This is a genomic window from Staphylococcus sp. HMSC063A07 (assembly GCF_001836955.1).
Lineage (GTDB): Bacteria > Bacillota > Bacilli > Staphylococcales > Staphylococcaceae > Staphylococcus > Staphylococcus lugdunensis.
In genome coordinates, this window is the sequence record NZ_KV830911.1 from 57,176 (window position 1) to 75,945 (window position 18,770).

General features: G+C 34.1%; 17 protein-coding genes. 14 read left to right on the forward strand and 3 right to left on the reverse strand.

Annotation, left to right across the window (positions count from 1 at the left end; genetic code table 11):
• Nucleotides 1-142 precede the first annotated feature (142 nt).
• Nucleotides 143-1,063, reverse strand: a complete 921-nt coding sequence (locus tag HMPREF2597_RS03075; protein ID WP_002460827.1) for an ABC transporter substrate-binding protein — start codon at nt 1,061-1,063, stop codon at nt 143-145.
• 118 nt (nt 1,064-1,181) lie between these two features.
• Here HMPREF2597_RS03075 and HMPREF2597_RS03080 point away from each other — a divergent pair, with 118 nt between their 5' ends.
• The 3 genes from HMPREF2597_RS03080 to pbp4 all read left to right on the forward strand — a co-directional run bounded on the left by HMPREF2597_RS03080 (nt 1,182) and on the right by pbp4 (nt 4,545).
• Nucleotides 1,182-1,874 (forward strand): alpha/beta hydrolase, encoded by a 693-nt coding sequence (locus HMPREF2597_RS03080; RefSeq protein WP_002479088.1) that lies wholly within the window; start codon nt 1,182-1,184, stop codon nt 1,872-1,874.
• 121 nt (nt 1,875-1,995) lie between these two features.
• The gene (locus tag HMPREF2597_RS03085; RefSeq protein WP_002479087.1) at nt 1,996-3,111 is read left to right on the forward strand and encodes a low temperature requirement protein A; all 1,116 of its coding nucleotides are present in this window, start codon (nt 1,996-1,998) and stop codon (nt 3,109-3,111) included.
• Nucleotides 3,112-3,309: 198 nt separating this feature from the next.
• Nucleotides 3,310-4,545 (forward strand): penicillin-binding protein PBP4, encoded by a 1,236-nt coding sequence (gene pbp4, locus HMPREF2597_RS03090; protein ID WP_002479086.1) that lies wholly within the window; start codon nt 3,310-3,312, stop codon nt 4,543-4,545.
• Between the two features lie 390 nt (nt 4,546-4,935).
• On the opposite strand, the gene HMPREF2597_RS03095 is transcribed toward pbp4, so the two are convergent.
• Complete coding sequence (locus HMPREF2597_RS03095; RefSeq protein ID WP_002460823.1) at nt 4,936-5,532, reverse strand: TetR/AcrR family transcriptional regulator; 597 nt, start codon at nt 5,530-5,532, stop codon at nt 4,936-4,938.
• Nucleotides 5,533-5,765: 233 nt separating this feature from the next.
• Between HMPREF2597_RS03095 and HMPREF2597_RS03100 the strand changes: the two genes are divergently transcribed.
• The 9 genes from HMPREF2597_RS03100 (at nt 5,766) to HMPREF2597_RS03140 (ending at nt 17,128) form a co-directional block, all read left to right on the forward strand.
• Nucleotides 5,766-8,252, forward strand: coding sequence for an MMPL family transporter (locus tag HMPREF2597_RS03100; protein WP_002479085.1), 2,487 nt, complete (start codon nt 5,766-5,768; stop codon nt 8,250-8,252).
• Nucleotides 8,253-8,427: 175 nt separating this feature from the next.
• Nucleotides 8,428-9,459 carry an SDR family oxidoreductase gene (locus tag HMPREF2597_RS03105; RefSeq protein WP_002460821.1) on the forward strand — a complete coding sequence of 344 codons (1,032 nt, stop codon included), beginning with the start codon at nt 8,428-8,430 and terminating at the stop codon, nt 9,457-9,459.
• A 356-nt stretch (nt 9,460-9,815) separates the two neighbouring features.
• Nucleotides 9,816-10,385, forward strand: a complete 570-nt coding sequence (locus HMPREF2597_RS03110) for a PepSY domain-containing protein (protein ID WP_002479084.1) — start codon at nt 9,816-9,818, stop codon at nt 10,383-10,385.
• A gap of 313 nt (nt 10,386-10,698) precedes the next feature.
• Nucleotides 10,699-12,945, forward strand: a complete 2,247-nt coding sequence (gene pflB / locus HMPREF2597_RS03115) for a formate C-acetyltransferase (RefSeq protein WP_012990671.1) — start codon at nt 10,699-10,701, stop codon at nt 12,943-12,945.
• A 21-nt stretch (nt 12,946-12,966) separates the two neighbouring features.
• Nucleotides 12,967-13,722, forward strand: coding sequence for a pyruvate formate-lyase-activating protein (gene pflA, locus HMPREF2597_RS03120; protein WP_012990672.1), 756 nt, complete (start codon nt 12,967-12,969; stop codon nt 13,720-13,722).
• Nucleotides 13,723-13,845: 123 nt separating this feature from the next.
• Nucleotides 13,846-14,163 carry an ArsR/SmtB family transcription factor gene (locus HMPREF2597_RS03125; RefSeq protein WP_002460816.1) on the forward strand — a complete coding sequence of 106 codons (318 nt, stop codon included), beginning with the start codon at nt 13,846-13,848 and terminating at the stop codon, nt 14,161-14,163.
• Complete coding sequence (arsB, locus tag HMPREF2597_RS03130) at nt 14,163-15,452, forward strand: arsenite efflux transporter membrane subunit ArsB (protein WP_269146989.1); 1,290 nt, start codon at nt 14,163-14,165, stop codon at nt 15,450-15,452. The genes HMPREF2597_RS03125 and arsB overlap by 1 nt, the downstream gene beginning before the upstream one ends.
• A gap of 150 nt (nt 15,453-15,602) precedes the next feature.
• The gene (locus tag HMPREF2597_RS03135; protein WP_002479080.1) at nt 15,603-16,421 is read left to right on the forward strand and encodes an ABC transporter ATP-binding protein; all 819 of its coding nucleotides are present in this window, start codon (nt 15,603-15,605) and stop codon (nt 16,419-16,421) included.
• Nucleotides 16,421-17,128, forward strand: coding sequence for a hypothetical protein (locus tag HMPREF2597_RS03140; RefSeq protein WP_002479079.1), 708 nt, complete (start codon nt 16,421-16,423; stop codon nt 17,126-17,128). Before HMPREF2597_RS03135 ends, HMPREF2597_RS03140 begins: the two co-directional genes overlap by 1 nt.
• Here the strand turns inward: HMPREF2597_RS03140 and HMPREF2597_RS03145 are convergent.
• Complete coding sequence (locus HMPREF2597_RS03145; protein ID WP_002460814.1) at nt 17,125-17,289, reverse strand: hypothetical protein; 165 nt, start codon at nt 17,287-17,289, stop codon at nt 17,125-17,127. The two genes, HMPREF2597_RS03140 and HMPREF2597_RS03145, sit on opposite strands and share 4 nt — an antisense overlap.
• A 214-nt stretch (nt 17,290-17,503) precedes the next feature.
• On the opposite strand from HMPREF2597_RS03145, the gene HMPREF2597_RS03150 reads away from it, so the two are divergent.
• Both HMPREF2597_RS03150 and HMPREF2597_RS03155 read left to right on the forward strand, forming a co-directional pair.
• Nucleotides 17,504-18,277, forward strand: a complete 774-nt coding sequence (locus tag HMPREF2597_RS03150; protein ID WP_002460813.1) for an acetoin reductase — start codon at nt 17,504-17,506, stop codon at nt 18,275-18,277.
• A 248-nt stretch (nt 18,278-18,525) separates the two neighbouring features.
• Nucleotides 18,526-18,726: a cold-shock protein gene (locus HMPREF2597_RS03155; protein ID WP_002479078.1), complete on the forward strand. Its 201-nt coding sequence runs from the start codon at nt 18,526-18,528 to the stop codon at nt 18,724-18,726.
• Nucleotides 18,727-18,770 lie beyond the last annotated feature (44 nt).

Here is an 18,770-nt window from a genome sequence, read left to right on the forward strand (position 1 = left end):
GTGATTTATGTATAAAATCAACATATGCTACCAATAGAACCTTTAGTTTTAATATATTCAAATGTTATGGTTAAACTATACCGAAGAAAGGATTTTGGTGCTATAACTTTAGTCCGTCACATTGATGTTCCAAAGTGTTGTGCTATTTCATTGCTTTTAATGCTTTATAGAAAATATCTCGTTGACGTTCTAAAGAAATAGGATCATTATATTGTGTTTCACTGACATCAAATTTAATGACACGATGTTTTTTGACAGCATTGAGACTCTTCCAAAATTGTGTTTGTTCAAACTGTGGTGACTTGTTACCTTGTTGAGCAATAACAGCAATATCACCAATATATTCTGGGAATTGTTCTTCATTGATTGGTGTTGCTACTTTTTTCTGAGTTGCTTGTTTTAATGCTTTAGGCTGTTTCAAGCCATAGCCCTCATATATAATCTCTGTTCCACGTCCCATGTGATTGCTGAAAGCCATAATGCCTTTAGGTGTTTGTTGTAAGACGGAAGCAGTTTTCCCCTTAATCATAGGTGCCAATGCTTTCTTATCTTTTGCTAATTGTTTTTCCCAATGTTTTAGCCATTGGTTTGCTTTATGTTGCTCGTTAACAAGTTGTGCTAATTTTTTAGTAGTGTCTTTATAAGATGATTGATTCGCATCGAACACATAGGTTGGGGCAATTTTTTTCAATTTCCCATAATTTTTATCGCCTTTTGACGTAATAATTAAATCGGGTTTTACTTTGGCAACTTGCTCTACACTAGTATTATCTATACGTTTAATGCCTTTTGTGGCCTTGTTTAACACTTTATTTTTAGCAACAAATTTTGGTACGGCAATCGGTTTATGGCCAAATTTTACTAAAGCACCTACATATGTGGGATGTAATACAGCGATGCGCTTAGGATTTTTAGGTATTTTAACTTTATTGCCGTCATCCATCGTTACTGTTCGCATGGCTTTCGTATTGCTATGATCTTTAGCGCGCTCATGATTATCATTTGAGTTACAAGCAGCTAAAAATAATATGGTACATAACGTTAATATGATAAATCTTTTCATTTCATCACCCTTTATTTAAAAAAATATGTATTGATAATCGTTATCAATTATAGCATAATTTTAAATATATTTAACTTTTAAATAAATTTAATTATTAGAATTTTAAAGGGGAGTTATCATGAATAAACGTCGACAGGTCTTTCAAATGGATGGCTTTGAAATTACCATTCAATTACCAAAGGATTATGGTAAGCAGAAGGTTAAAAGATATGCTGCACTCATTGTTCATGATGGCGATATGTTATTTAAACGGTGTAATAAAGATATGATTTTTATCGGCATTCTTTCTAAAGAACGTACAAAAGACTTTACACCGTGGCCGGCAAAAGTTGGCACAAGACTTAATCAAGGCCAAGCGTCTAGGTATCTCACTTGGTTAACGACACAATTGTTACCTTATGTGAGAGAACAGTATCGTGTATCATTAAATAATCAGGATATTGGCATTGCTGGTGCATCTTATGGTGGACTTGTGTCACTTTATGCATTGTATACCATGCCGCAACAATTTGGGAAATACATTTTGATTTCCCCTTCAGTATGGTATCCGGAATTCATAGATTTTATGAAGCAACAGCAGGCGATTAATGCGTCAGTACATGTCTACTGGTATGTAGGGATGAAAGAAGGCATTAAGCATACACAGATTGTTAAAGACATGGTTGGTAACAGTTTGTTGGGAAAAGCAATATTAGCGAATGATTTAGCAAACGAGACGTCGACATTTAAATTTCAAACAGCTAAGCGTGGTATTCATCGGCAGCGATACTTTAAAAAGTTTTTCAAACGTGGTTTGAAGGAAGTGTTTTAACATGAGTAAATAGTTAATATCACAGCACTGTAAATTTAGTATCGTTTCTTATTGAGCTTGTCAGACATGGATATTTAACTTGTGCTATTATAATGAGAATAGTAAATAAAGGAGTTAATATATGGAAAGACAACCAATACAACGACATTTAGAAGAGAAACGCGCAGGCTTTCATGAATTGTTTTTTGACTTGATTTTTGTCTATGCGATTCAAAAAATTGCGCATGTTATTTTACACACACATGGCGGTACCATTTCTGCCGATTTGTTTTTTAAATATATTATGATGAGTTTAATCTTATGGATATTATGGTCACACCAAACATTCTTTACGAACCGTTTTGGTAAGACGTCTAAGACCGATGTGTGCTTCATGATGTTTAATTTGTTTGTGCTGATTTTTCTATCGAATAGTTTATATCCAAGTTTTGAAAAGACATTTTTCCCATTCTTTTTATGTGTCACAATCATGTATATGAGCATTGGGTTACAATATCTAGTGCAGCTAAGATATACGCGTTATCCTAATGACTACCAAACGTGTAAAGCTTTTGCTATCGTCGCATTTACGGTAGCAGCATTGTCGTGCTTATCACTTATTTTACCGACACATATTCACTATTATAGTGCCTTTTTAGGTGTCTTTGTAGCTGGCACAGGCTTAATTCCATTTAGAAAATATTTATATCAATCACCAGTCAATATGATGCACTTAGTTGAACGTTTTTCATTACTAACGATAATTATTTTTGGAGAAGTGCTTGTCGGTTTAGCATCTACCTTTAGTATTAAACATTTTGACATTATTTATATATTTCAATTTCTAATTTTGGTTAGTCTATTTGGGATTTATTGGCTAGTCACTGAAAACTATATCAATCACCAGCATAAGTCGATAGGATTTTTACTTGTGTATACACATTTGGTGATTAATATTGCATTAGGTATGTTAAATACAGCACTTGTATATAGTAATAGTAACGAGCTGTATCGTTTCTTTGAAATCAACTTATTATATGTAAGTATAGTGCTATTTTTAGCAGGACTATGGTTTAATTCATCATATTTTCACGCACATTTAAAAATAGTAAAACCAATTGTCTATCAAATTATAATTATTATTGTGGCATATATGATGAGTATCGTGTTTATCAATGTAGGACATGTCTTTGTAATTGTTACAGCAATTGCGACGTGTTTAATTTTAGCGATATATTATTTAAAAGTAGCCGAATAGTACGCATACTCAAAAACTGACGAAGTCTTTAAGGGCATTCGTCAGTTTTTTCATTAATAGATACGATTATGGCTTGCGTGAGTGGTTAGATAGATAAAGTAATTAGAAAAACAAGGGTAGTTGTATCCTTTTTAAATGGTGTCACAGCATATAACATGATATTTTAAAGAAAAGAGATAAAAAAGGTGGATTTAAACGGTGAGACAAATAAAAGGCTTTGTACTTCTATTATGCTTATGTATGATGTTTAGTCCATTAACTACCTATGCAGCAAAAACGCCCACACAAATCGCTGAAGCGGAAAAGCAACATATCGCTCAGCACTACAATCCTAAAAGTATGATTGTAACTACGCAACAAGGACAAATTCTTTACGACTATCATCAGCATGACAACGTAGATCCAGCATCAATTACCAAGCTAATGACTATTTATTTAGTATTAGACGACATAGATAAAGGTAAAATTAAATTAACTGATGAAGTAAAAGTTTCAGGACGATATGCCAAAATGTCACGCATACCGGGATTAACAACCTTTCCATTGATTAAAGGTAAAACATATACGATTAAGCAATTATTAAAACAAGGTGCATTAGCGTCAAGTAATGCAGCAATGTTGGTGTTGGCAGAACATATTGATGGCAACTCATCTGATTTCACACATCGTATGAATCGTAAGGCGCAAGCATTGCACATGAGACATACGCATTTTAATAATCCTAGTGGTGCAGATAATAGATTAATAAAGCCCTTTGCACCGTCAAAATACAAGCAACAACATTTCTCTAAAACGACTGCGAAAGATATGGCTGTATTAACACAACAATTAGTAAAGCAACATCCTAAAGTGTTGAAGATTACAAGACTGACGTCCGATAAACAACATGGTCATATGCTTAAAAACACTAATTTATCATTACCCGCACAAGCTGATGGTTTAGCGGGTGCTGATGGTTTAAAAACAGGTACCAGCAATCACGGCTATAACTTAGCGTTAACAGCTAAACAAAATAACTTAAGAATTCATTCAGTGCTATTTCAAGTACAGCCATTTGCTGATGAACGAGCAAAACATGTGCGTCAACAACTTTCTAATATCATGGTTCGACGTGCTTTCAAAAATTATGATTATCGCAAAGTGCTTAGTAAAGGTCAGCATCGTATTCAAGGGAAAATGTATTATGTGAAGAAAGATTTATATGATGTTGTACCTAAAGATCACAAAGGTTATCAGTTCAAAATCAATCACGGTAAATATGTGCATTTAACGTATCAACGTTCATTTTTACCGGGAACACACCCGCCAAAAGTAGAAGTGGTTAAAGTATCCGGGATGAAACGGCCCATAGTCATCAGTCTATGTATAAGTGGTGGACTAATTATAGCGTTTATCTTTACAATTACTATGATCAAAAATAGAAAAAGAATATAAAGTAAAATAAACAAACACAGCAAGTTGGGGTGGGGGCCCCAACAAAGAGAAATGCAACAAGCATTTCCACGAACAACGAAAGTTGGGGTTGGCCCCAACAAAGAGAATTTCGAGAAGAAGTTTACCAGGCAACGCAAGTTGGGTGGCTGAAGTTCTCTCCCTAAGAAGCCAATCATACAAAGTATTATCAATAAAGAAACCAGAGTCTGGGACAACATTATGTTTTAGGCGCTGAATGCTATATTGGCAGTAGTTGACTGGAGTGCAAATACGCTGGATACCAAGCTTTTTCACTCCTAGTCAACTTGGCAGGAGCGGGACTACGAATTCATCATGAATGCTGTTCCGCTCCTTGGTTTTTCTAAAAAGGATGTTCTATTCTCTGTTTCTTTAGCGCTCTTCTAGTTCTGACTCGATGCCTAATAGCTCAAAAGGATTAGTGTTAGCTATTTCAAGCATGACTTGAGCGATATAATGTGAGCTATATTGAACATTGTCATTAATCCAACGTTCAATAACGCCTAAATGCCCATGAATAATAAAGTTTAATGCAATTTCATTTTTAAACGTTAATGAAACATGATTTTTCTCTAATAAAGGTAGGAAAATATTTTCTCGTACCTTTTCAACTAATAGTGAACGGAATCTTGTATTATTCATATTGATAAACAGAACACGAATAAACTCATAATTCATTTCAATGTATTCTAATAACTTATAAAATGATACTTTAAATTCTGAACTGAAAATGGCATCTTCTGAGGATGAATCTCGTTTTACATAATCTAATAACTCTGTAATTGTTTCATCAATGATTGAAACAATAAAGTCATCTTTACTTTGATAATGTAAGTAAAATGTACTGCGGTTGATATGTGATGCTTCAGCAAGTTGTTGTATGGTAATGTCTGAATAGTTTTGAGTGCTTAATAATTGTGTTAAGCCTTTTTTTAAATAGTTATTCGTCCGTTTTTGTCGTTTGTCCATGTTGTTTTCCTCCTTATTCGTCTATCATTTGGAATTTAATCAACACAAATTTTAAAAACGTCTATTATAGTGCAAATCTAGAAATTTTTAATGAGAAATATCAAATGTTTTGTGGTATCTTACATAATAGACAATTTGTCTATTAAAAGATAAACGAAAATACTACAGAAAGCAATGGTTAACACTTAGTTAGATAATGACCTTGCTAAAAAATAAAAAGGGAGTAAGAGATAATGAAGACAATTTTGAGATTTAAATGGCCGATTTCAATATTAGTAATCATTGTAATTGTGTTGTCACTTATTTTTGCACCAAATTTGTCTCAATTGGCAAAAGAAAAGGGTGAAATTAAGCCTCCTGATAGTACATCGTCACAAAAATATGAACATATGTTGAAAGACGTAGGAGCAAATTCTAATTCCATAGTTGCAGTCATCAAAATGAAAGAACCATTAAGTGAACAAGGCAATGACAAAGTAGAACATTTTATTAAAGAAATTAAAAAGATAGATGGCGTTAATCATGTTATATCACCGTATACCAATAAAGATACCTTCAAAAAAGTTGTCTCAAAAGATAAAAAAACAATAATGATTCCAGTTGAAATGACAACAGGTGATTCTGTCAAAGTGGCTGATAAGATTAATAAAATTGACAATCACCCTGGAAAAGTGTACTTAACTAATAATGATTTAGTTACACATGATATTAATAAAGCGACAGATAAAGGGCTACAGAAAACAGAAATTGTAACAGTTGCTTTAATTCTGATCATTCTATTTGTAGTATTCCGCTCTGTTGTCACACCATTTATTCCATTGTTTATTGTAGGTTTATCTTATTTATTTAGCTCTGCAATTATTGCATTCTTAGTAAAATATTGCGATTTCCCAGTATCAGTATATATTCAGCCGTTTTTAGTAGCTTTATTGTTTGGTATTGGTACAGATTATTGTATTTTATTATTGAATCGATACAAAGAAGAGCTGGCCGCGCATGATGATAAGACGAAAGCGGTTTATGAAACATTTGTGAGTGGCGGTAAAACGATACTCATTTGTGGAAGTACAATTTTTGTCAGCTTCTTAGTGATTTTGTTTGCACAATTCGATTTATTCCGCTCTGCAGTGGGTATCGGCGTAGGTGTAGTATGTTTATTAATTATTATGTACACATTACTTCCACTTATCATGGTGTTATTAGGCGAAAAAATATTTTGGCCAAGTAAAAAAGCAACATCGCACAAAGAAAATCGATTTTGGGGTAAACTTGGAAATTTATCTAGTAAACACGCATTCGTTGTCATTTTAGTGATTTTAGCTGTATTTTTACCACTTATTTACTTCACACCAAATAAAATCACATACGATAATACAAATGAAATAAGTAATCATTATGGCTCTGTTAAAGCATTAGATATTATCAAAGATAAATTTGAATTAGGAGAAGCTTTCCCGGTAACCATTGCCATCAAAGATAATGATAAATTAACAACATCTAAAGGGTTAAGTGATTTAGAAACGTTAACGAAAAGTATAAATAAAATCGATAATGTCAAAGGTGTTAATACGATTACTCGTCCAACAGGCACCCCAATTAAGCAATTATCTGCCACAAATCAATTAAATGAAATTCAACAACAATTGACGAAAGCCAATAAAGGATTAGGACAAATTAACAATGGTTTAGGTACAATGCAACAAAAGGTTCAGCCATTGACACAAAGTCAAGTTGTACAGCAACAAATGCAACAAGCAAGTCAAAATCCACAGGCTGGTGTTCAAAGTATTACACAGCAAGCAAGTCAATTATCCCAAGGCTTGCAACAAGCACAACAAGGTAATGAACAAGTCATCGATGGTCAAAAAGAAATACAAAGCTATTTGAAAGGTATGTCACAAGACGATAGTGTTAACCGTTCAGGTATGTATATTTCACAAGATATGCTGAATAATAAAGATATGAAACGCTCAATTGACCAATATAGTGCAAACCACGGTAATGTTGTCTTGCTCAATGTAGAATTAAAACAAAATCCTTATTCTAAGTCAGCCTTTAAAACGTTAAATAACATTAAAAATACAGTAGATAATCAGAAAAATGGTACTGTATTTAAAAATAGCAAGATTGAATACGGCGGTGTTACCTCACAAAACGCAGATTTAGACCACACGATTAATACGGATATGACGAAAGTGATTATATTAATGTCTCTAGTTACATTCTTAGTACTTGTCGTCTTTAAACGTTCTATTATTATGCCGTTGTATATGATGTTCTCAATACTCATTACGTATTACGTTTCTATGGGTATCGCCAATGTGCTATTTGATTATTCGTTTGGTGAAAAAGGCGTACTTTTAGTAGCACCATTCTTTAGCCTAGTTATATTATTCTCATTAGGTATTGATTATGCAATCTTCTTACTCAACCGCTTTAATGAGGAAGTACGCACACATGATATTCATAATGCATTAATAACTGCGATGAAGAAAATGGGTACGGTTATTGTCACAGCATGCATTATTATCGTTGGTACCATTGCGGCATTGTACACATCAGGAATGCTCACACTGATGCAAATTGCGACAATACTCATTTTGGGGCTACTTATATATAATTTATTCATCTTACCATTGTTTATTCCAGCCGTAGTAAGCACGCTAGGTAAAGGAAATTGGTGGCCATTAAAAGGTCCTAAAAAACAGCAACATAAATAGATGAAATAAAAAAAGATACCTCTTAATTGATATGATGCTTGGTCATGTTGATTAAGGGGTATTTTAATAAGATGAGCTGCTAAATAAACAGTGAATTAAGTTATTTTATTAACGTTATAATGTGATAAGCTGTTAAAATTTACTCTTAAAAAGAAGTAGCCAGGAGGTTATGAGCATGGATAGTAAAGTATTAGTGACAGGTGGTACCGGCTTTTTAGGCATGCGTATTATTTCGGAACTATTGAAACAAGGTTATGACGTACGTACAACTGTGCGTTCTATCAATAAACAAGCAAATATTTTAAATACAATGAAAGCCAATGATATTCCAACAGAACGACTCACATTTGTCGAAGCAGATTTATCTAGTGATGAACATTGGGATGATGCGATGCAAGGCTGTCAATATGTGCTAAGTGTCGCTTCGCCTGTCTTTTTTGAAATTCCTGACGATGAGTCAGAAGTAATACGTCCTGCAATCGAAGGTGTGCAACGTATTTTACGTGCTGCTGATCATGCAGGTGTGCAACGTGTTGTGATGACATCAAATTTTGGTGCGGTTGGTTTTAGTAATAAGGATAAATCAAGTATAACGACGGAACGTAATTGGACAGATGAACATGAACCGGGCTTATCCGCTTATGAAAAATCTAAATTATTGGCTGAAAAAGCTGCATGGAATTATGTTGAAAATGCGACGCGTAAAATAGAATTTGCAACAATCAATCCAGTAGCAATGATGGGCCCATCTTTAGATGCCCATATTTCTGGTAGTTTTGATTTAGTCAAAAATTTAGTTAATGGGTCAATGAAGCGCATCCCAAATATTGCATTAAATATTGTTGACGTGAGAGATGTCGCCGATTTGCATATTCGTGCAATGACGCATAATGAAGCAGACGGTAAACGCTTTATTGCCACTGCAGACGGTCAGATTACTATGCCGGAAATCGCAGCGCTTATTAAGAAAGAACGCCCAAATCTAGCACAGAAAGTATCAACAAAACGCGTGCCTAATTTTATATTATCGTTAGGTGCAAAAGTGAATAAGCAAGCGAAAGAGGGCAAATTATTACTTGATATTAATCGTAATGTTAGTAATGAACAAGCTAGGAAATATCTTGGCTGGACACCAATAGCGACACAAGAAGAAGCGATTTTAGCAGCACTTGACAGCATCGTACAATATGATTTGTTAAATAATTAATGATTCATACAACGCTGTAATATAAATTCAAAGATAATGGCACAAAGATGATTTGAAATTAAAGGCGTCTTTGTGCCTTTTTATATTTAATGATTTGTATTGTATGGTTTCACTTTCACAGTGTGCTGTCTCAGTCTAAACAAATATATTGGTAGTAGTTGTCTAGATTGAAAATACATTTATCCCTAGCTTTTTTCAATTCTAGTCAACCTTGCTGGAAGCGGGACTACGAATTCAAAATGAGTGCTATCACGCTCCCATTTGTTTAATATCTAATGTATAAAATTTCTTAAAATGTGTTTTGTTCGATGTTCAGCGGGAAACGTCTATTAACACATAAAAAGGAGTGCAACAACATGAAAAAAGAGAAAACAATCACATTGATTACAGCATCGGTACTATTTTTAGGTGCTTGTAGTCAATCAGATAACCATACCACGACATCGAACCATCAAAAAGATAGTCATCAGGGGACAATTGTATTAAAAGAAGTTAAAACGAAACCTGAAGACGCGATTAAAAAAGCTCAGAACAGTTATAAAAATCAGCAAGTGACCGAAATCTCTTTTGAAAAATCAAATGGAGAATGGGTTTACAAAGTCGAACAGCAAAACCCTCAGAACCATAATGAATCTGAGGTTATAGTTAACGATAAAAGCCAACGTGTCGAGCATAAAAAATCAGAAAAAGGTGATCAAGATCATTCAGATGACCAAGACACGTTTAAATATAGCGAAGTGAAAAGCTATAAATCAGCTATTAAAGCAGCACAACGAGCATTTGATGGTGAGATTAAAGAATGGTCACTCAGTAAAGATGATGGTAAGTTAGTCTATGATATCACGTTACAAAAAGGTAAAGAACAACGTGATATCACAGTAGATGCGCAAACAGGTAAAGTAATAGACAACCAACAAGACGATTAAAAGTTGGCAATCAAAAATAGAAGTTAAAGCTGACATAAGAAACGCGGAGCAAAAGTCAAATTTGATTATTGCTTCGCGTTTCATGCTTGATTATATGAATGATTGATAGTTCAAAACTACATTTTATACATTGCACAATACAACTGTTGCATAACACAACTAAATGAACATTAAACTGTTTTACAAACTAATACAGGTTTACGATTTAGACAAATATTTGATGAAAATTAGTCATAAATCATGTGAAAAAAATCACAATAACCATGCTACAATGCTCTTGAAAACACTTACAACAGAAATGGAGGGCAACTGTATGAAAGAAACATATAAACATACTGATGCTTGGCAAGGTTTTAAAAATGGTCGTTGGAACAAACATGTAGATGTAAGAGAATTTATCCAATTGAATTACAATTTATATGAAGGAGACGATGCGTTTCTAACAGGACCTACAGAAGCAACCCAAACATTATGGCAACAAGTGATGCAACTGTCTAAAGAAGAACGTGAACGTGGTGGCATGTGGGATATGGACACTAAAGTTGCTTCAACAATAACTTCTCATGATGCAGGCTATCTTGATAAAGATTTAGAAACTATAGTGGGTGTACAAACGGACAAACCGTTTAAACGCTCTATGCAACCATTTGGTGGTATTCGTATGGCTAAAGCAGCTTGTGAAGCTTATGGTTATGAATTAGATGCCGATACAGAAAAAATATTTACAGAATATCGTAAAACCCATAACCAAGGTGTTTTTGATGCGTATTCTAAAGAAATGCTTGCTTGTCGTAAAGCAGGTGTCATTACAGGATTACCAGACGCTTACGGACGTGGACGTATTATCGGTGACTACCGTCGTGTTGCACTCTACGGTGTAGACTTCTTGATGGAACAAAAACTACATGATTTCCATACGATGTCTACAGAAATGTCAGAAGATGTTATCCGCTTGCGCGAAGAATTATCAGAACAATATCGTGCATTAAAAGAGTTAAAAGAATTAGGTCAAACGTATGGCTTCGATTTAAGTCGTCCAGCTGAAAACTTTAAAGAAGCAGTGCAATGGTTATACCTTGCTTATCTTGCAGCAATTAAAGAACAAAATGGTGCAGCAATGAGTTTAGGTAGAACATCAACGTTCTTAGATATTTATGCTGAACGTGATTTAAATAATGGAACAATCACAGAAAGTGAAGTTCAAGAAATTATCGATCATTTCATCATGAAATTACGTATTGTAAAATTCGCACGTACACCAGATTACAATGAACTATTTTCAGGTGACCCAACTTGGGTAACTGAATCAATCGGTGGTGTAGGCATTGACGGACGTCCGCTCGTAACGAAAAACTCATTCCGTTTCTTACATTCATTAGATAACCTTGGACCAGCGCCAGAACCAAACTTAACTGTGCTATGGTCTGTACGCTTACCTGATAATTTCAAAACGTATTGTGCTAAAATGAGTATCAAAACAAGTTCAATTCAATATGAAAATGATGATTTAATGCGTGAAAGCTATGGCGATGATTACGGTATTGCATGTTGTGTATCTGCCATGAAGATTGGTAAACAAATGCAATTCTTCGGCGCGCGTGCTAACTTAGCAAAAACATTATTATATGCGATTAATGGTGGTAAAGATGAAAAATCTGGCAATCAAGTAGGACCGGAATATAAAGGTATTGATACAGAAATATTAGATTACGATGAAGTATATGATAAGTTTGATAAAATGATGGACTGGCTTGCAGGTGTCTATATTAATTCGTTAAATATCATCCATTACATGCATGATAAGTACAGTTATGAACGTATTGAAATGGCTTTACATGACACGAACATTATTCGTACGATGGCAACAGGTATTGCAGGATTATCTGTCGCAGCTGATTCACTTTCAGCAATTAAATATGCCCAAGTGAAACCAATTCGTAATGAAGATGGTTTAGTGGTTGATTTCGATATTACAGGCGATTTCCCTAAATATGGTAATAATGATAGTCGCGTTGATGATATTGCTGTCGAACTCGTTGAGCGCTTTATGACTAAGCTACGTAGTCACAAAACATATCGTGATTCTGAACATACGATGAGTGTCTTAACAATCACTTCAAACGTTGTTTACGGTAAAAAGACTGGTAACACACCAGATGGTCGTAAAGCAGGAGAACCATTTGCACCAGGTGCTAATCCAATGCACGGACGCGATCAAAAAGGTGCATTATCATCATTAAGTTCGGTTGCTAAAATCCCATATGATTGCTGTAAAGACGGTATTTCTAATACCTTCAGTATTGTGCCAAAATCACTTGGAAAAGAAGATGACGATCAAAATAGAAACTTGACAAGTATGCTAGATGGTTATGCTATGCAACATGGACACCATTTAAATATTAACGTATTTAACAGAGAAACATTAATGGATGCAATGGAACATCCTGAAGAATATCCACAATTGACGATTCGTGTATCTGGATACGCGGTAAACTTTATTAAATTAACACGTGAACAGCAGTTAGATGTTATTTCTCGTACATTCCATGAACAAATGTAATAGAAGTAGGGTGGGAGTCAAATGATTAAAGGACACATACATTCCGTTGAAAGTATGGGCACTGTCGACGGACCTGGATTAAGATATATATTGTTCACGCAAGGTTGCTTATTACGCTGTTTATATTGCCATAATCCTGATACGTGGAAGATTAATGAGCCATCAAGAGAAGTGACTGTTGATGAAATGGTTAACGAAATATTACCATATCAGCCATACTTTGATGCCTCAGGTGGTGGTGTGACCGTAAGTGGTGGAGAACCATTACTTCAAATGCCATTTTTAGAAGCGCTATTTAAATCTTTAAAAGCATATGGTATTCATACATGTATTGATACATCAGCAGGTTGTGCCAATGATACCATTGCTTTCAATCGTCATTTTGACACACTACAGCAGTATACGGATTTAATCTTATTAGATATCAAACATATTGATAATGATAAGCATATGGCTTTAACAGGAAGACCCAATACCCATATATTGAAATTCGCTCAAAAATTATCAGAAATGAAACAACCCGTGTGGATTCGTCATGTACTTGTTCCAGGTTACTCAGACGATAAAGAAGACTTGATACGACTAGGAGAATTTATTAATTCGCTAGATAATGTAGAAAAGTTTGAAATCTTACCTTATCATCAGCTCGGTGTTCATAAATGGAAGACGTTAGGCGTACATTACCAATTAGAAGATGTTGACCCCCCTGATGAGGAAGCGGTAATGGCAGCATATCGGTATGTGAACTTTAAAGGTAAAATCCCAGTACAATTATAATGAATGATGACCTCTCTATATTGCCAATATTTGGTAATGTAGAGAGGTTTAATTTTATGTAAAATACATATAGACCTCTATCTATATAGATGTTAATCTATATATGGATAAAGGAGGATAGCCATGTCATATCAATCGTTAGCAGTAAAATTAAAGGTATGTGCAGATGCGACACGCTTAGAAATCTTAGACTTACTATCATGTGATGAGTTGTGTGCAGACAATATTTTAAAATACTTTAATATTTCGCAACCAACACTGAGCCACCATATGAAAGTGCTAGTTGCACATCATTTTGTAGAAGTACGTAAAGAAGGTAATAAGCGAATGTATCGCTTAAATCAAGAACATTATCAACAGTTAATACAGCAGCTAAATCAGATTCACCAATCTAATCCGATGTGTATTTGTAATGATCTTGAGCGAGGTGGAAGTCAATGATAACTATGCTAGCGATCCTTATATTTATAGTGACGATTATTTTTATTATTTGGCAGCCAAAGGGCTTAGATATTGGTATCACTGCATTGATGGGTGCCATCATTGCTTTATTAACAGGTGTGGTCAGCATTGGAGATGTTGTTAAAGTTACTGATATTGTATGGAATGCGACGTTAACTTTTGTCGCATTGATTATCATCTCGTTAATTTTAGATGAAATTGGCTTTTTTGAATGGGCAGCATTACATATGGTACGTGCTTCTAATGGTAAAGGGGTAAAGATGTTTATCTATATTTTACTTTTAGGTGCAATCGTTGCAGCTTGCTTTGCTAATGACGGTGCAGCCCTCATTTTAACGCCTATTGTCTTAGCTATGGTACGTCATCTTGGCTTTAAAGAAAAAGTCATTTTCCCATTTATTATTGCATGTGGTTTTATTGCAGATACGACATCATTGCCTTTTACCGTCAGCAATTTAGTGAACATCGTTTCAGCTGATTTTTTTAGTTTGAGTTTTATGGGTTACGCAATTAGAATGCTAATACCGAATTTCTTTTCCCTTTTTGCAAGTATCATTGTGTTGTGGCTTTATTTTAGAAAAACAATTCCTAAACATTTTGATCATTCACAATTAAAAGAACCTACAGCAGTGATTAAAGATTATCGATTATTTCGTTGGTCATGGCTTGTACTCAGTGTGCTATTTATAGGTTATATACTAAGTGAATTTTTACCTATACCGATATCATTTATTGCTGGAACGATTGCACTTGTTTTCTTAGCATTAGCACTGCAATCGCATGTTGTTAATACAACAAAGGTGGTCAAAGGTGCACCATGGAATATTGTTATCTTTTCCATAGGAATGTATTTGGTTGTTTTTGGTTTGAAAAATGTAGGCATTACAACATTATTATCACATGTATTAGTGACGATAGCACATCATGGCCTCTTTACAAGCATTATGGGTATGGGCTTTATGTCAGCAATATTATCTTCTGTGATGAATAATATGCCTACCGTGATGATTGATGCGATAGCTATCGACCAAGCAGCTGTAGTAGGAATAGTTAAAGAAGGCATGATTTACGCTAATGTGATTGGTTCTGACTTAGGACCTAAAATGACGCCTATTGGTTCCCTTGCCACATTGTTATGGCTTCATGTCTTAAGCCAAAAAGGGATGAAAATTTCTTGGTGGACGTATATTAAGACAGGGGTTGTGATTACATTACCTGTCCTCTTTATCACATTAATAGGTTTATACATCACTTTGAAGTGGCTATAATCTCAAAAATGATGTCATCTCTGTATAATTCGTTTATCGTGTTGGAATGCTTGTATATGATTGTCAAACACGATAGGATAATAAATTTGATTCAAGAAAATGATGTTAAGCTTACGTTATAAAGACAGAAACAAATAAGGAGACAAAGGTATGATGGACTTAGCTATTAAAGGGAAATCTCTCACTAAAGTTATCAATGGACAAGTGATTTTTAGTGATATGACGATTGAATTTCCTAATCAGAGCATTATCCAAATCGTTGGGGCTAATGGTTCGGGTAAAAGTGTTACTTTAAAGATGTTAGCACAAATATATAAACCAACAGTGGGAAATGTAACTATTAATGGGCAAGTGAGTTATGCACCTGATCATTTACCTAAATCCATAACATTAACGGTACAACAATATCTATTATTTGTTGAACAACTTTATGAAGTGCAACATAGCTGTTTCGCTTTAGATGATTTAATTCAACGTTTCCATATTGAGGCATTTTTATCACAACCGATTAAACAATGTTCAAAAGGGACGCAACAAAAATTAAACCTAATACAATGCTTATTAAAACAAGCAGACATTTATATTTTGGATGAACCTTTTTCAGGATTAGATAAACAATCTGTTTCAGTGCTAACATCTATATTGAAGTATTTGAAACAATATGCAACAGTAATATTAACCTCACATGATGAAGCGCAGCATTACGGATTAGTCACACACCAATTTAAATTAAGTACACAGCGTCTCATGAAACTAACGGAACAGGCTCAAGTAAGTTATAAAATAATTGAAACACAATTTGTTAGCCAAATAGACTTAAATGAATTAGTAAGAGAGTTTGATATGGAAATCATTGAACAGCACTCAACGTGTACTTTAATAAAAGTTAATCAACAACAATGTAATCATCTTCTAAAAATATTAATAGATAAACAATATGATATAACAACAGTGAAGGAGTGGACATAATGGGCGGTCTTGTCATCTATCAATATAAGAAATTTATTACAGCATATCAATACATTGCCCCTTGTATGTTCTTTCTAACTGCGCTTATCATGCTTTATTTTTATTCAGGACAGCCTATTCTCTCAAGCTTTGCTAGCAGTGCTATTATTTTATTGTTCATCATGACATGGTTAACTACAATAATTTTAAATTTAGAAAATATCGAAGAACAACAATTGTTGTTTGTCCAATTGAATGGGAAAAGGAAATACATTTTGGGTAAATTGGTATTTAGCTGTCTAGTGTCTATACCTTTCATATTATTTGCTGTGGCATATCCAATTGTGACGATGAGGTTTGAGCAACATCTTTCAGTTTCTAATATTCTTTTAGGAATATACATTCACATAGCATTAGCGCTATTAGGAATTGTTTTTACATTATTGTTAAAAGTTATTCAAGGTTTATCTCAAAAGTATCGCTGGTTAGTACTGGTGTTGATATATTTAATTTCAATTTTGAAGATACCTCTGATACAAAATTTTTCAATATTAAAATTTATCTTATGGGTCTTTCCACCCGTGAGTGAGTTATTATCCGTTTATAACAAAGATGTATCTCAATTATTGAATATGCCCTTTGCCATTCTGAATGTTTGGTTTGCTTTATATATTTGCGTGCTAATTACTTTAATCTTTGTGTTTGTAAGTCGCACAGAATACCGTTAATAATAGATATCCAGATTAGAGAGCGGGTTATATTCATTGATTGTGCGTAACATGTCAACTTGTGGGAAATAGTGACCACCAATTTTCATGATGATGAATAAACCCAAAGCCACCATTGCGAGACAGAAAAGTGTTGAAATGATATTTTTCAATATTGTCATAGTACTTCACCTCAAATGATTTATTATAATTTGATTATATAAATGGTTATATGTATGAGCCTTTATCTAATCTTTCAAAATATTAGTTTCAGCTTACAAGTTTGAAAGATATGTTAAAATGAGCTGGTTTTTATGCGTATTTATTGTAATTTTACTTCTTAAGGCTAAACTAGTAAGTGAGAGATAGATTAATAATCTTAAGGAGTTGTTTATTATGTCAAAAACAGCAGTAGTTACAGGTTCAGCAGGTGGATTAGGTAAAGGCATTGCAGAACGCTTAGCGAATGATGGTTTTAACGTAGTTATCCAAGATATTAATGGAGATGTTTTATTAAAAACAGAAGAAGAATTCAAAGGTAAAGGCTATAACGTTGTTGCTTTTAGAAGTGATGTATCAGTGAAAAAAGAACAACAAGAATTGGTTAGATTTGCAGTAGCTGAATTTGGTCAATTAGATGTGTTCGTAAACAATGCTGGTGTTGATGCAGTAAGTCCATTTTTAGAAGTTGATGAAGCGCAACTTCAACGTGTGTTTAATATTAATGTTTTTGGTATGGTTTATGGCACACAAGCAGCAGCAGAACAATTTAAAAAACAACATACTAAAGGTAAAATCATCAATGCCTGCAGCATTGCCGGACATGAATCTTATGAAATGTTAAGCACATATTCAGCTTCAAAACACGCGGTGCGTTCATTTACACAAGCAGCAGCAAAAGAGTTAGCGCAAGATCATATTACAGTGAACGCTTATTGTCCAGGTGTTGCTAAAACAGAAATGTGGGATCGTATCGATGCTGAAATGGTACGCTATAACGACGAGTTACAACCAGGTGAAGCTTTTGCTGAATTTTCAGCTGCAATTAAATTAGGACGTTATCAAGAACCACGAGATGTGGCTAATCTAGTATCATTCTTAGCATCAGATGATTCAGACTATATTACAGGTCAAGCTATTCTTACAGATGGTGGATTAGTATATAGATAAATTATAAGTTACAAAGTGAAGCGGATAACTGTAGGATTTAGTAGGGTTTTACCAGTTGAAAATAAAAATAACTAAAACTTATAATTATTTATTTTAGTAAAAAGCTTTACTTATCATGAAATATACGTTATAGTTAGTCTATCGTAATAAAAGTTCGTGAAATTGTAGTGTGTTTATCTAGAATACTCTCTTTTTTATACATGATTTTGTTACAAATATTAGTGCAAAAGCACACGGAGGTATTCTATATGAATAACGGTACAGTAAAATGGTTTAACGCAGAAAAAGGTTTTGGTTTCATCGAAAGAGAAGACGGAAATGACGTATTCGTACATTTCAGTGGTATCGCTGGTGAAGGTTACAAAACTTTAGAAGAAGGTCAAAAAGTTGAATTCGACATTACTGAAGGTCAACGTGGCGACCAAGCTACTAACGTTGTAGTAATGTAATTAACCATTATAGAAAGAGCCTAGAACATTCAATGTTCTAGGCT

Bases quoted from the DNA above. Each gene is read 5' to 3' on its own strand.
- HMPREF2597_RS03105 (WP_002460821.1), top strand. From the start codon at position 8,428: ATGGATAGTAAAGTATTAGTGACAGGTGGTACCGGCTTTTTAGGCATG.
- pflB (WP_012990671.1), top strand. From the start codon at position 10,699: ATGAAAGAAACATATAAACATACTGATGCTTGGCAAGGTTTTAAAAAT.
- HMPREF2597_RS03080 (WP_002479088.1), top strand. From the start codon at position 1,182: ATGAATAAACGTCGACAGGTCTTTCAAATGGATGGCTTTGAAATTACC.
- HMPREF2597_RS03100 (WP_002479085.1), top strand. From the start codon at position 5,766: ATGAAGACAATTTTGAGATTTAAATGGCCGATTTCAATATTAGTAATC.
- HMPREF2597_RS03075 (WP_002460827.1), bottom strand. From the start codon at position 1,063: ATGAAAAGATTTATCATATTAACGTTATGTACCATATTATTTTTAGCT.
- HMPREF2597_RS03135 (WP_002479080.1), top strand. From the start codon at position 15,603: ATGATGGACTTAGCTATTAAAGGGAAATCTCTCACTAAAGTTATCAAT.
- HMPREF2597_RS03085 (WP_002479087.1), top strand. From the start codon at position 1,996: ATGGAAAGACAACCAATACAACGACATTTAGAAGAGAAACGCGCAGGC.
- HMPREF2597_RS03155 (WP_002479078.1), top strand. From the start codon at position 18,526: ATGAATAACGGTACAGTAAAATGGTTTAACGCAGAAAAAGGTTTTGGT.
- HMPREF2597_RS03110 (WP_002479084.1), top strand. From the start codon at position 9,816: ATGAAAAAAGAGAAAACAATCACATTGATTACAGCATCGGTACTATTT.
- pflA (WP_012990672.1), top strand. From the start codon at position 12,967: ATGATTAAAGGACACATACATTCCGTTGAAAGTATGGGCACTGTCGAC.
- HMPREF2597_RS03140 (WP_002479079.1), top strand. From the start codon at position 16,421: ATGGGCGGTCTTGTCATCTATCAATATAAGAAATTTATTACAGCATAT.
- HMPREF2597_RS03095 (WP_002460823.1), bottom strand. From the start codon at position 5,532: ATGGACAAACGACAAAAACGGACGAATAACTATTTAAAAAAAGGCTTA.
- HMPREF2597_RS03150 (WP_002460813.1), top strand. From the start codon at position 17,504: ATGTCAAAAACAGCAGTAGTTACAGGTTCAGCAGGTGGATTAGGTAAA.
- HMPREF2597_RS03145 (WP_002460814.1), bottom strand. From the start codon at position 17,289: ATGACAATATTGAAAAATATCATTTCAACACTTTTCTGTCTCGCAATG.
- HMPREF2597_RS03125 (WP_002460816.1), top strand. From the start codon at position 13,846: ATGTCATATCAATCGTTAGCAGTAAAATTAAAGGTATGTGCAGATGCG.